At 58.9% G+C, this 13,349-nt stretch carries 13 protein-coding genes; 7 read left to right on the forward strand and 6 right to left on the reverse strand.

Annotation, left to right across the window (positions count from 1 at the left end; all coding sequences use genetic code 11):
- Window positions 1-34: 34 nt before the first annotated feature.
- Together rpsA and G1C95_RS03510 are read right to left on the reverse strand one after the other, a co-directional pair.
- Window positions 35-1,510, reverse strand: a complete 1,476-nt coding sequence (rpsA, locus tag G1C95_RS03505) for a 30S ribosomal protein S1 (protein ID WP_169171580.1) — start codon at window positions 1,508-1,510, stop codon at window positions 35-37.
- Window positions 1,511-1,790: 280 nt separating this feature from the next.
- The gene (locus G1C95_RS03510; protein ID WP_169171581.1) at window positions 1,791-2,669 is read right to left on the reverse strand and encodes a bifunctional methylenetetrahydrofolate dehydrogenase/methenyltetrahydrofolate cyclohydrolase; all 879 of its coding nucleotides are present in this window, start codon (window positions 2,667-2,669) and stop codon (window positions 1,791-1,793) included.
- Window positions 2,670-2,766: 97 nt separating this feature from the next.
- Here G1C95_RS03510 and G1C95_RS03515 point away from each other — a divergent pair, with 97 nt between their 5' ends.
- From G1C95_RS03515 to G1C95_RS03525, 3 genes are all read left to right on the forward strand, one after another.
- Window positions 2,767-4,047: a metal ABC transporter solute-binding protein, Zn/Mn family gene (locus G1C95_RS03515; protein ID WP_169171582.1), complete on the forward strand. Its 1,281-nt coding sequence runs from the start codon at window positions 2,767-2,769 to the stop codon at window positions 4,045-4,047.
- A 61-nt stretch (window positions 4,048-4,108) separates the two neighbouring features.
- A complete protein-coding gene (locus G1C95_RS03520) occupies window positions 4,109-4,954 on the forward strand; it encodes an ABC transporter ATP-binding protein (protein WP_169171583.1) in 846 nt (281 codons plus the stop codon).
- A 41-nt stretch (window positions 4,955-4,995) separates the two neighbouring features.
- Window positions 4,996-5,832, forward strand: coding sequence for a metal ABC transporter permease (locus G1C95_RS03525; RefSeq protein ID WP_169171584.1), 837 nt, complete (start codon window positions 4,996-4,998; stop codon window positions 5,830-5,832).
- A gap of 65 nt (window positions 5,833-5,897) precedes the next feature.
- Here G1C95_RS03525 and ispF read toward each other — a convergent pair whose 3' ends face one another.
- Together ispF and G1C95_RS03535 are read right to left on the reverse strand one after the other, a co-directional pair.
- Window positions 5,898-6,380, reverse strand: a complete 483-nt coding sequence (gene ispF, locus G1C95_RS03530; protein ID WP_169171585.1) for a 2-C-methyl-D-erythritol 2,4-cyclodiphosphate synthase — start codon at window positions 6,378-6,380, stop codon at window positions 5,898-5,900.
- 92 nt (window positions 6,381-6,472) lie between these two features.
- Window positions 6,473-7,066 carry a CarD family transcriptional regulator gene (locus tag G1C95_RS03535; RefSeq protein ID WP_169171586.1) on the reverse strand — a complete coding sequence of 198 codons (594 nt, stop codon included), beginning with the start codon at window positions 7,064-7,066 and terminating at the stop codon, window positions 6,473-6,475.
- Window positions 7,067-7,244: 178 nt separating this feature from the next.
- On the opposite strand from G1C95_RS03535, the gene glgB reads away from it, so the two are divergent.
- The 4 genes from glgB (at window position 7,245) to G1C95_RS03555 (ending at window position 11,689) form a co-directional block, all read left to right on the forward strand.
- The gene (gene glgB, locus G1C95_RS03540) at window positions 7,245-9,497 is read left to right on the forward strand and encodes a 1,4-alpha-glucan branching protein GlgB (protein ID WP_169171587.1); all 2,253 of its coding nucleotides are present in this window, start codon (window positions 7,245-7,247) and stop codon (window positions 9,495-9,497) included.
- A 29-nt stretch (window positions 9,498-9,526) separates the two neighbouring features.
- Entirely contained in the window at window positions 9,527-10,249 is a 723-nt protein-coding gene (locus G1C95_RS03545) for a response regulator transcription factor (RefSeq protein ID WP_169171588.1), read from the forward strand.
- A gap of 10 nt (window positions 10,250-10,259) precedes the next feature.
- Window positions 10,260-11,330: a sensor histidine kinase gene (locus G1C95_RS03550; RefSeq protein ID WP_169171589.1), complete on the forward strand. Its 1,071-nt coding sequence runs from the start codon at window positions 10,260-10,262 to the stop codon at window positions 11,328-11,330.
- 68 nt (window positions 11,331-11,398) lie between these two features.
- The gene (locus G1C95_RS03555) at window positions 11,399-11,689 is read left to right on the forward strand and encodes a LexA family protein (RefSeq protein WP_169171590.1); all 291 of its coding nucleotides are present in this window, start codon (window positions 11,399-11,401) and stop codon (window positions 11,687-11,689) included.
- Here the strand turns inward: G1C95_RS03555 and G1C95_RS12525 are convergent.
- A complete protein-coding gene (locus tag G1C95_RS12525) occupies window positions 11,668-12,042 on the reverse strand; it encodes a ComF family protein (RefSeq protein WP_240947407.1) in 375 nt (124 codons plus the stop codon). The two genes, G1C95_RS03555 and G1C95_RS12525, sit on opposite strands and share 22 nt — an antisense overlap.
- Window positions 12,043-12,537: 495 nt before the next feature.
- Entirely contained in the window at window positions 12,538-13,341 is an 804-nt protein-coding gene (locus G1C95_RS03565; protein ID WP_169171592.1) for an HAD-IIB family hydrolase, read from the reverse strand.
- Window positions 13,342-13,349: the final 8 nt, after the last annotated feature.

Genomic DNA, 13,349 nt, shown 5'->3' on the forward strand with positions numbered 1-13,349 from the left:
TTATGCGCTAAGCGTCAGTCGCCTGATGGCAAACTCACTTGCCGAGCAGCTGGTCGCGCAGGGCGGCAAGCTGGTCGGAGTCAGCGAGGGTGCCGGTGGAGACGTTGGCGGAAGAATAGTTGCTGGTCTCCTCGACCGGCTTCTCTTCCTTCGGGCCCTGGCCGTCGGCGGCTGCGGATTCGGCAGCGTTCTCCAGCTCCTTGGCCACGAATTCCTTGTGCTCCTCCCACAGATCGTGGGCGGCGGCGTACTGGGACTCCCACTCCTCGCGCTGCTTCTCGAAGCCAGCGATCCACTCGTTGGTCTCCGGGTCGAAGCCTTCGGGGTACTTGTAGTTGCCCTGCTCGTCGTACTCGGCCGGCATGCCGTAGAGGGCCGGATCGAAGTCCTCGGAAGCCGGATCGACGGAGTCGTTGGCCTGCTTGAGGGACAGGGAGATGCGGCGACGATCGAGATCGACGTCGATCACCTTGACGAACACGGTCTCGCCCGGCTTGACCACGGTCTCCGGGTTCTCGACGTGACGGTTGGCGAGCTCGGAGATGTGCACCAGGCCCTCGATGCCGTCTTCGACGGAGATGAACACGCCGAACTGGACGATCTTGGTGACCTTGCCCTTGACGATCTGGCCGGGAACGTGGGTGCGAGCGAAGCGCTGCCACGGATCTTCCTGAGTGGCCTTGAGGGACAGGGAGATGCGTTCGCGATCGAGATCGACGTCGAGCACCTCGACGGTGACCTTGTCGCCGACCTTGACAACCTCGGACGGGTGGTCGATGTGCTTCCAAGACAGCTCGGAAACGTGAATCAGGCCGTCAACACCACCGAGATCGACGAAGGCGCCGAAGTTGACGATGGAGGACACCACGCCTTCACGGATCTGGCCCTTCTTGAGCTGGGACAGGAAGGTCTCGCGCACTTCGGACTGGGTCTCCTCGAGGTACTGACGACGGGAAAGCACCACGTTGTTGCGGTTCTTGTCGAGCTCAAGGATCTTGGCCTTGATCTTCTGGCCGATGTACGGGGACAGGTCGCGCACACGACGCATCTCAACGAGGGATGCGGGCAGGAAGCCACGCAGACCGATGTCAACGATGAGGCCGCCCTTGACGGCTTCGATGACGGTGCCCTCGACGACGCCGTCGGCGTCCTTGATCTTCTCGATGTCGCCCCAGGCGCGCTCGTACTGAGCACGCTTCTTGGAGAGGATCAGACGGCCTTCCTTGTCTTCCTTGGTGACGACAAGGGCTTCAATCTGGTCGCCGACCTCGACAACCTCGTCAGGATCAACGTCCTTCTTGATGGAAAGCTCACGGGAGGGGATCACACCCTCAGTCTTGTAGCCGATGTCAACGAGAACCTCGTCGTGATCAATCTTGACGACGGTGCCCTCAACCAGATCACCATCATCGAAGTTCTTGATGGTGGAATCGACTGCCTTGATGAAGTCCTCTTCGGTGCCGATGTCGTTGATGGCGACCTTGGTGACTTCAGTGTTGTTCTCTGCCATGTAAATACTATGGTTTCTAATAGTTGGTTGGATATTACTCGTTCTTCAGTTATAAGCATGCCCTTTCGGACATGCGAAAGCCAAGTCTACAGGCCCCTACAGTCAAAAAACTCTTGCAAAACTCGGGTGTGTCGCGCATCTTGTATTACTTTTCGACGCGTAGGCCGGCAGTTGCTGTTCGCGGGACCGCTCCAGGCCGCTCGGGCCAAGCTTTACGCCCGCGAACAGCAACTGCCGGCCTACGCTACCGTGGTTGCAATTTAATTCATTGCAGCGCAAGCTATTTCATTTGGCGCTCTGCCATGTCGACGACGTTGGCGAGCAGCCCGGCTCGGGTCATCGGTCCCACGCCTCCGGGGTTCGGCGTATACGCGGAGGCCTTCTCATAGCAGGCCTTGTCCACGTCACCCTTGATGCGGTAGCGACCGGCCTCCTCGTCGAAGACGCGGGAGACGCCCACGTCCACGAGAATCGCGCCATCCTTGATTTTGTCCGGAGTGACGAAGCCAGCGGAGCCCATGGCGGCCACAATCACATCGGCACGGCGCATATGATCGACCACGTCGCGGGTGCCGGTGTGGCACAGGGTGACGGTGGCGTTGACTTCGGAGCGCGTGAGCAGCAGTCCAATGGTGCGTCCGATGGTGATGCCGCGGCCCAGCACACATACTTCCTTGCCGTTCAAATCGATGTTGTAGGCGTCGAGCAGTGCGATGACGCCGCGCGGCGTACAGGGCAGCGGCGTGGTGATGTCGCCTCGCACATGCAGCACGAGTTCGCCGAGGTTACGCGGATGCATGCCATCGGCATCCTTAGCGGGATCGATCAAATTGATAATCGCGTTCTCGTCGATGCCCTTGGGCAAGGGCAGCTGCACGATGAAGCCGGTGCACGCCGGATCCTCATTGAGTTCACGCACGGCGTTGGCAATATCGTCGAAGCTGGCGTCAGCAGGAAGCTCCTTTTTGATGGAGCGAATGCCGACCTCGGCACAGTCCGCGTGTTTGCCGGCCACGTATTTGAGCGAGCCCGGGTCCTCCCCCACCAGCAGCGTGCCCAGCCCCGGTTCAATGCCGGCTCGCTTGAGTTCGATCACCCGCTGGGCGAGATTCGCCTTGATATCGGCCGCGACCTGTTTGCCGTCGAGTTTCGTAGACATTGCTCCTCCTGACGAATGATTGCGAGGTGATTCTTCGAACAGATAGGCTATCGTTAAGTCAAGTCAATACTGTGCGACAGAACCGAAGAAGGCTGATATGGGCAATCGCAATCGGATCACACGGATCACACGACTTTTCGTCGCCGGCGCAAGCGCCCTGCTGCTGCTTGGCGCGACAGCCTGCGGCAGCGTGGATGCCGCAACCAACGAGCCTGCGGACAAGCAGCCCGCCCCGGAGCCGAACGGCCCGATCAGCGTGGTCGCTTCGATCAACCAATGGGGTGCCTTGGCTGCGGAACTGGGCGGCGACGATGTTTCTGTCACCTCCATCGTTAATTCCACCAACGTGGATGCGCATGATTTCGAACCGAAGACTTCGGATGTCGCCGAACTGTCGAAGGCACAGATTGTGGTGACCAATGGTGCAGGCTACGATTCATGGGCCACCAAATCTCTGGGCGCGAACACCTCGATTGTCTCCGCTGCCTCTGTGGTCGGTGCAATGGACGGCGACAATCCGCACCTGTGGTTCTCCAAGGACGCTCGCAACGGTATGGCCGAGGAGATTACCGGTGCCTATATCAAAGCGATGCCCAGCAAGAAGAAAGCGTTCGAGCAGCGCCTGAAGACATGGCAGGCCGGAGAGAAGTCGTTGGAGCAATGGGTGAGTGATTTCACCGAATCACACGCCGGCACCAATTATGCGGCCACCGAACCGTTAGCCTATTACCTGATGAGCGATCTTGGGTTCAATGACAAAACCCCCAAAGGCTATGCGCAGGCGCTCGCTTCCGGCGGCGAGGTTGCTCCGGCCGATCTGCAGGCCTTCCAAAAGCTTATTGAGGGGCGCGAGGTCAGTCTGCTGGTTAACAACACGCAGGAGGCCAGCGACACCACCAATATGATCACCGGTACCGCCGGTCGATCCGATGTGCCGGTGGTCGATATTTCCGAGCAGATGCCGGAGAATGTCTCGTCGCTCAATGAGTGGATTAATCAGCTGATTAACTCGATCATCGATGCCGTCGATCCAACATATGGCTGCCAAGCCGACCCTGACGCCTCCGACACGGAAGCTGCGGAAGGCAACGACGAGCAGGGCGACGCATCTGATGATTCAGCCGGTAGCAGCGACGCCGGCGATACTAACGACCCTGACGCCTCCGACGCTGCAGATGACAAGTCCGATGCTGAGGACGATGTCAAGGCCGAGAAAGCACCCACCTTCGGACGTGTATGTTCTTCGACAACATCTTCCAGCGAAGGCAGCAGTGACAGCAGCACCAACGATGCCGGCGAGACTGGAACCGACAATTCCGCCACTTCCGGTAATCCCGAAGGTGTCACCAGTGATACGCCTCCGGATCCGGGCAAGTAAGGCCATGCATCAGTAGCACTTATTGAGAACGATTGTCAGCATCATTTGCGACAATCGCCGTATGACCTCACCCACGGATTGCATCGTATTCAAGGACGCCGCCATCAAACGCGGCGACCGCCTGATCTGGCAGCATGGCAGCTTTGCCATTCCAACCGGATCGGTTACGGCTATCGTCGGCACCAACGGCACCGGCAAAACCACCATGATGAAGGCTGAGCTTGGGCTGCTGCCGTTGGCCTGCGGCAGCCTTACCGTGCTAGGCAAGCCCGCCGGCGAAATGAATCGACGCATCGGCTACGTGCCGCAAAGCTATGTGGCGAATGTCGATTCCAACCTCACCGCTGAGCAATCCGTGCTGCTGGGCCTGACCGGCACCCGCTTCGGCATTCATCTCGTCAGCAAAGCCGAACGTGCCAAAGCTTTGGAGGCCATGGAATTCACCGGCATTGCCGACAAGGCTCGATACCGGCTCTCCGAGTTGTCGGGAGGTTTGCGCCAGCGCGTGGCCATCGCCCAGGCATTGGTGAGCGATCCGAAACTCTTGATGCTTGATGAGCCTCTGGCCAATCTCGATCTCGCCTCGCAGCGCGCCACCGTGCATGTGCTTGCCCGGCTCAACAAGGAGCTCGGCATGACCATCCAGGTGGTGGCTCATGATTTGAATATGCTGCTGCCTGTGCTCACCGGTGCGGTGTATCTGCTCGATGGCCACCCGCATTACGCCGATATGCGGCAGGTGCTCGATTCCGATCTGCTTACCCACCTCTATGGCACGCAGGTACAGGTGGTCACCACCCCGCAGGGTGACATGTTCGTAACCCCCACTGCGGATGAACCCGCAGATCAGCCGCATGACATGCACACCATCGAAGAAGTGGCCCGCATGCACCGACATGCACGGTAGTCCATCTAGGCAACCGCAACGCACTGCACGAGGAAGAGACAATGAGCGATATTGATTTTTCATATGACCCCGAATGGCTGAGCACACTGTCAGCCCCGTTTATGACCAACGCCTTTTTGGCTGGTCTATGCATAGCGCTGGCAGCTGGCGTGATGGGCTATTTCACCATCGCCCGTCGATCCACCTTCGCCGCACATGCCTTGGCCCATATCGGTTTGCCAGGTGCGACCGGCGCGGTGTTGCTCGGTTTGCCGGTGTCGTTGGGCATGGGAGTGTTTGCGTTGGGCGGCGCGCTGGTGATCGGAGCGCTGGGCAAACGTGTTTCCGAGCGTGAAATCGCCACTGGCACTGTGCTCGCCTTCGCCACTGGTTTGGGTCTGTTTTTTGCCAGATTATCCAGTTCGGCCTCCCAGCAGATGCAATCGATTCTGTTCGGCTCGATTCTGACGATCACCACCGATCAGATCATCGGATTCGCCGTATTCGACGTGCTGCTACTGGCACTGCTGGCCGTAATCTACCGCCCCTTGCTGTTCAGCTCGTTGGATGAACAGGTGGCACAGGCCAAAGGTGTGCCGATCGGGCTGATGAATGTGGCGTTCATGGCGATTATGGCGGGCGTGATCACCATCGCCGTTCCTGCGGTAGGCACACTGCTGATTTTCGCGCTGGTAATCACGCCCGCGGCAACCGCCAATATTCTGGCGGGTTCGCCGTTCAAGGCGATGGTGATTGCCAGCGTGCTGTGCCTGTTGTCAATTTGGCTGGGATTGGTGCTTGCCGCGATGTTCCCCGCTCCCCCAAGCTTCATTATCGTCACGTTGTCCACGCTGTTTTGGGCGATTGCGCGCGCAATCGCATCGCTCAAGTCACGCTGATTCCGCCCTGCTGCACGGGACATAAGCGACATGCACGCGTACGCTGGAGATTCGCAGCGTACGCGTTATCGCAAATCCGCAACCAGCGCCGAGGCGATAGCGGCGATGCCCTCGCCTCGGCCGGTGAACCCCATATGGTCGGTGGTAGTGGCGGTTACGGATACACGGCATCCCATGGCAGCGGACAGCACATCTTGTGCCTCAGCGCGACGTTTGCCGACATGTGGCCGGTTGCCGATGATGGCCACTGACGCCGAGTGCGGCGCATATCCGTGCGTATGCAGATGATGCACGGTTTCGCGCAGCATATCAATGCCGTGCATGCCGGCACCATGGGCATCCGCGCCCACGCCAAACAGCGAACCGATATCCCCCAAACCAGCGGCGGCCAGCAGAGCATCGATCAGCGCGTGAACAGCCACGTCGCCGTCGGAATCGCCTTCGATGCCCTCGCCAGCCTGCGGCCACAGCAGACCAGCCAGCCATAGTTCGCGCCCGGTGCCCTCTGCGGCAAAACGGTGGGCATCGAATCCTTGGCCGATATACATGCGCGATCCTTTCGTGAGATCCTTCGACTCCACTTAGAATGACGGAAAAGATATGAAAAACCGCACGAGGCAAGGCCTTCGTGCGGCTATAGTCACTTTCTCTTGGACTTCTTCTCGGACTCGATGCGTGCCATCGTGTCGGAGGCGGCTTCCTCAGGCTCGCTGGTGTGATGCTTCTCATCACCGGGTCGGGCCGGTTCATATCCCAAATTCACATCCAGCAAACGCTGGGCCTCGGGCTCATCAATTTTCTCCGACAGAGCGATTTCGGAAGTCAGGATGGCGCGTGCCTTGGTGAGCATACGCTTCTCACCAGCGGACAAGCCATGCTCGTCGACATCGCGCTGAGCAAGGTCACGCACCACTTCGGCGATTTTGTTCACATCACCGGTGGCGATCTTCTCGACATTCAGCTTGTAGCGGCGAGACCAGTTCATCTCTTTTTCGACAATCGGCGTGCGCAGGATGTCGAAAACCTTGGCCACTTCGGATGCGGAAACGATGTCACGCACACCGACCTTCTTGGCGTTGTCCACCGGCACGTTGATAACCAAACCGTCCGAGGAAAGCACCGACAGCTGCAGATATTCGCGGGTCACACCCTTGACTGTCCGCTCGGTGATGGCCTCCACCTTCGCTGCACCATGACGTGGATAGACGACCATATCGCCGACTTTATAAGACATGTATCCTCCGAGAACTAATCGGCTTCACACACAAAAACTCGAATGATTATGCCATGTGGCCTGGACCTCTTCATTGAGAACGCTCACAGTCGCGATGCCTGCTCACATAATGGAAAAAACGGCGTGTTCGACGCGCCAATGTAGCGTTTGAGTCGCAGACGCACGTACACTTTGGGGCATGGCTAAAGTAACGACAATCAAAGAAGATACCGTAACCGCGCCCGTATCCCTGTCGGATCTCGACGCGGTGAGCAATGCTGAGTTCTACAACCCCCATGGCGTTCTCGGCGGCCATTTCGGCGACGGCGAACATGCCAACGTCGTCACGATCCGCGTGCTGCGTCCGATGGCCAAGTCCGTGACGATCATCACCCAAGAGGGCGAATACCCGGCCGTCCACGAGCACAATGGCGTGTTCATGGCCCTAGTTCCCGCCGCAGGCACCAAAGACGAGCCGGCCATCCCCGACTACCGTGTGCGCACTGAATGGGAGAACGGCCATGTGGTCGTCGAAGACGATCCCTACCGCTATCTGCCCACGCTCGGCGACATGGACACCTACCTGTTCGGTGAAGGACGTCACGAAAAGCTGTGGGAGGCGCTCGGCGCACATGTGCTGCGCTTCGACGACCCGATGGGCGGCGCGGATGGCACTGCGGGTGAGCAGGTGGTCGGCACCGCATTCTCCGTGTGGGCCCCGAACGCCCATGCCGTGCGCGTGGTCGGCGACTTCAACAGCTGGGATGGACGCTGCACCGCCATGCGAGCCCTCGGTTCCTCCGGCGTGTGGGAGATCTTCATCCCCGGCATTGGTGCGGGAGAGAAGTACAAGTTCCAGATTCTCAATGCCAATTATGTGTGGGAGATGAAGGCCGACCCGATGGAGCGCTCCCACGAAATTCCGCCGAGCACCGCCTCCATTGTGGTGGATTCCACCTATGAGTGGGGCGATGACGAGTGGATGGATCGCCGCCGCAAGACCAATCCGCATGACGGACCCGTTTCGATCTACGAGGTGCATGCCGGCAGCTGGAAGAAGGGTCTGAGCTATCGCGAACTCGCTGAGGAACTTGTGCCGTATGTGGCCAAGGAAGGCTTCACGCATGTGGAGTTCATGCCGCTGGCCGAGCACCCGTTCTCCGGTTCGTGGGGCTATCAGGTCACCGGTTATTATGCGGTCGATTCTCGTCTGGGCTCCCCTGATGATTTCAAGTATCTCGTCGACAAGTTCCATGAGGCCGGCATCGGCGTGATTATGGACTGGGTGCCCGCCCACTTCCCGAAGGACGCATTCGCTCTGGGCCGTTTCGATGGCACCCCGCTGTACGAGGATCCCGATCCGCTGAAGGGCGAGCACCCCGACTGGGGCACCTATGTGTTCAACTTCGGCCGTCGCGAGGTGCGCAACTTCCTTGTGGCCAACGCGCTGTTCTGGCTTGAAGAGCTGCATATCGACGCACTGCGCGTGGATGCCGTCTCTTCCATGCTTTACCTCGACTACAGCCGCGAGCCCGGCCAGTGGAGGCCGAACATCTACGGCGGACGCGAGAACCTGGAGGCCATCGACTTCCTCAAGGAAGCCACCGCCACCGCATACAAGACCAACCCTGGCATCATGATGATCGCCGAGGAATCCACCGCCTGGCCGGGCATCACCGCCCCCACCGATGAAGGTGGCATCGGTTTTGGCCTCAAGTGGAACATGGGCTGGATGCACGACACGCTCGAGTATCTGCACGAAAGCCCGATCAACCGCAAGTGGCACCACAATGAGATCACCTTCTCAATGGTCTACGCCTACTCCGAGCATTACGTCCTGCCGATCAGCCACGACGAAGTCGTGTACGGCAAGGGGTCGGTGTACGGCAAGATGCCGGGCGACGGTTGGCAGAAGATGGCCGGCGTGCGTGCTCTGTTCGCCTACCAGTGGGCGCATCCGGGCAAGAAGCTCAGCTTCATGGGCAACGAACTGGCCCAGTGGGGCGAATGGAACCACGATGCCTCCATCGATTGGGAGTGCCTGAATTGGGAGGAGCACCGCGGCGTGCAGCGTTGCGTGGCCGACCTCAATGCCTTCTACAAGGCCAATCCTGCCCTGTGGAGCCAAGACTTCGATCCGGCCGGATTCCAGTGGCTCACCTCCGACGACGCTGACCACAACACGCTCAGCTTCCTGCGTATCGGTTCCAAGGGCGAGACCTTGGCCGTGGTGGTCAACTGGTCCGGTGAGGCGTGGAGCGACTATCAGGTGGCTCTGCCCAAGGCGGGCAAGTGGACGGAAGTGTTCACCACCGACGATGCCAAGTATGGCGGCTCCGACATCCACAACGGCACCTTCGAGGCAGACGCCGGCGAATACCATTCGCGTCCGGCCTCAGCGAAAATCACCGTTCCCGCGCTTGGAGTTGTATTCTTGAAGCCAGAAGACTGATGTCATCCGGCTGAAAGGTAATAAGTTTTATGCTCAACACCACGGCACATCCGAACACAACACCGCGCACGGTGCTGGTGGTCGAGGACGAGCCCACGCTCGCCACGGCTATCGCTCAGCGCATCACCGCGGAGGGGTGGACCGCCCGCGTGGCGGCGGACGGCGCATCCGCCGTTCAGGCCGCCACGCAGCTGCGCCCCGACCTGGTGATTATGGACATCATGCTGCCGGTGATGGATGGTTTGGAAGCCACCAAGCGCATCGTGGCCGAACGTCCGGTGCCAGTGCTTATCCTCACCGCGCGCGATGACGAGGCCGATAAGGTTATCGGCCTCGGTGCCGGCGCGGATGATTACATGACCAAGCCGTTCTCCATGCGCGAGCTCATCGCTCGCTGCAAGGCGCTGTTGCGCCGTGTGGAACGTGCCAAGGTCATCGCCAAGAACTCCGAAAACGAGAAACTGCTCGATTTCGGCTCCTTGGTTATCGACCCCGCCCAGCGCATCGTGACCGTCAACGGCGAGCAGGTGCACCTAACCCCCACCGAATTCGACCTGCTGGCCACGCTGGCCCGTCGTCCCAAATCCGTACTCACTCGCGAAAAGCTGCTCGAGGAAGTATGGGATTGGGTCGACGCTTCCGGCACACGCACCGTCGATAGTCATGTCAAAGCACTGCGTCACAAGCTCGGTGCCGACACGATCCGCACCGTGCACGGTGTCGGATATGCCTTCGAACCGCCTGCAAAGTAATCGGTAATCGATGGCTTCTCCACAATCCAAGTCCCGGCTTGACGTTGCCAAAAGGCATGTCAAGCCGGTTGATTTTTTCTCTTCCCTGAAGCTGGCACTTTCCGCACTTATCGTGGTGGCCACCGCCATCGCGTTTGCCATGTGCTGGTTCCTGCTGAAATTCGGCTGGTCCGGTTGGATCGCCATGCCGTTAACACTGGCTGTGGCACTGGGCATCACCTATGTGTTCTCCCGTGGCATTACCGCTCCCCTGCGCCAAATGCGCGATGTGGCGGAAGCCATGGCAGAAGGCGACTACACCGTGCGTGTGGACATCGATCCAACCCGTCACGATGAAGTCGGCCAGCTTGCCCGCTCCTTCAACGAAATGGCCGGAGAACTCGAGCATGCCGACAAAATGCGTCGCGACATGATCGCCAATGTCAGCCATGAACTCAGAACCCCCGTCTCGGCACTGCAGGCGATGGTTGAGAACATGGCCGATGGCGTGACCGATCCCACTCCCGCCAATCTGGAAAGCATTCTCACCCAGACGCAACGTCTGAGCGATCTCATCGCCTTCCTGCTGGATTTGAGCCGTATGGAGGCAGGAGCGGCAAGCTTGAATATCGAGCGATTCGATTTCGTTGAATTCCTGGATGAAACCATTGAACCGCTTGAGATTGCGGACGGAGGCCACGGGCATGATATTCGCGTTGAAGTGCCCGGCTCCCTCACCATGGAGGGCGATCAGGATCGTCTGCGTCAGCTGTTCACCAATGTGATTGGCAACGCGCTCAAACATTCGGTTGATGGCACAGCTGTGCTGGTCGAAGCGCATGAGAACGAAAGCGACTGCACCATCGTCACGAATGTCATCAATTTCGGCTCGCAAATCGCCGCCGAGGATCGTTCCGCCATCTTCCGTCGTTTCGTCAAGGGCAAAACCGGCCCGGGAACCGAATCCGGCGGCACCGGTCTGGGACTGTCCATCGCCCGATGGGCCGCCCAACTGCATGGTGGCAGTATCAAAGTGGTGGATGACGAGCGTGGTGCCAATTTCGAAATCATCCTGCCGAAATACCACATCACTGAAGCCTGATTGTCCACAGTTTCCCCGTATACTTCATATATTCGAACATGTGTTCGAATATATGAACGGGAGGGGCGATGGACAACAACCTGTACGCCATGATGGTGTCCGGCGATTCCATGGCCTCCGGAGGCATTCGCAACGGCGACGTGCTGGTGGTGGACAGGGCGCGTGACGCGCACGATGGCGATGCGGTTATCGCTGTGTTGGACGGCGAACTGGCCATCAAACGGTTGCGTCATATCAATGGGCGCATGCTGTTGCATGCCGATAACCCGCAATACCCCGATTATGTACCCGCAGATGGAAGTCCTGCAGAAATTTGGGGCGTGGTGACCGGTATATTTCACGACTGCAACGCGGGATAAGCCGACTGGGCGTTCGTTTCCCCATACGAATCGTGATCATCTCGATAGGATACCGCTTCGGCGAGCGCCAAAGCGCACAGCACAGTGGCACCGGCTTGCGTGAGCGTCGCCACGCTTTGGTGCAAGGTATTGCCTGTGGTGACGATATCATCCACCACAATCACCATGGTGCCACGCACTTGTATTCGAGGATGAATCCGGATATGACCGGCGACTCGGCGCGCACGTTGCGCTGCGGAATGCTGCTGTACGCTGCGTCCTCCTTCAGTGGCACTGACCAACGCACTCACCGCACGGGCGTCGAATCCCTGCAAGTTCAAATCGCGCGCCACGGTTTGAGCCAACGGCATCATATGGTTCCGGCCACGCCGCCGCATCGATGCAAGCGACGATGGCGCCGGCACTATCAATATGTCACTATATACGCCGTTATAGGCACTATTCAGCTTGCGTAATTGAGGCACTGCACACCGACGGCATACCTCAGTAAGAATCTGGGCGAATGTCTTGTCAAGTTCTGTGTCATCGTGGTCTTTCCATGCGAGAATCGCTTGCCTGACAGCATGTTCGTAGGCTGCCGCACACCAAATCCGCCCGGTTGCCGTTTCAGGCAAGTGACGTTCGCGTATCTGATTGAACTGCGCACGACAAGCCGGGCATAATATTGCATCCGGTTTATCACAGCCGGCACAACCACGGGGAAACAGCAAATCACGCGCTACGCCAACCATCCGCGCAATGCCACATTGCGAGGCCGGCATCGTTGTACCGTCGGCATATCGAACAGCCGATTGGCGACCTAACCGATTCCCCGGACTCATCATCGCGCCCCGCAGTCTCTTTGCAGCCTATTCCAGTCGCGCAAGCAGAGCATCCATCAGACCAAGCGCATCAGTTGGATCCTTTACCCTCATGCCCATGGCGCCAGCGGTCACAGCCGGGTAATCATTGCCGTCTGGCGTCATGCGATCACCTGTGAACGCAATCTGCCCCACGCCAACATGCAGCATATCGGCCAGCGTGTGCACCGCATAGGCTTTATCCAATCCAAGCCGGCTGACATCAACGCTTGAATAGCCACCAGCCCGCACCTTAAAACCAGGAAGATCGGCCCGCACGGCCTCGACCAGGGCCTGTTTCTTGCTATTGTCCGGATCCCACGCGTTCTTGGCCTCAAGCGGCGCATACTGCCCGAGTGCGGAGAATGTGATCTGGCTGCCGCGATTTTCGATGCGAGGACCCCATACCTGTTCCTGCCACATTCCCAGGGCCTTGGCCTGACTCTCCAAACTGGCTTCAATCACAGCTACATCTTCGGCATCAAGGTCATGTGCATACACCAGCGTCCATGACGATCCGTCCCAGCGATAGTAGCGCGAGCCTGAAGTGGGCATGACATGCAGGTTATAACGATTAGCACTCTCGGTCAGCACGTCCAACACTTGTGAGGTGACGACGCCGATGCCGCCGCCGGAAATCACGGCCACGACGGCGCATCTGGTGAGCCGTGAGAATCGTTCGATCATGGCCGGGGCCATGGGCTGTTTAGAGCTGGCAAGTGTATTGTCCAGATCGAAGCCGTACACCTTGACTTGGGCGGTCACCTCATCCAGATCAAGTTCGGTCCACGATCGCACTGCTGGCATGGCCATTGGTCGTG

Source organism: Bifidobacterium oedipodis (assembly GCF_012932425.1).
In the GTDB taxonomy this organism is placed as follows: domain Bacteria; phylum Actinomycetota; class Actinomycetes; order Actinomycetales; family Bifidobacteriaceae; genus Bifidobacterium; species Bifidobacterium oedipodis.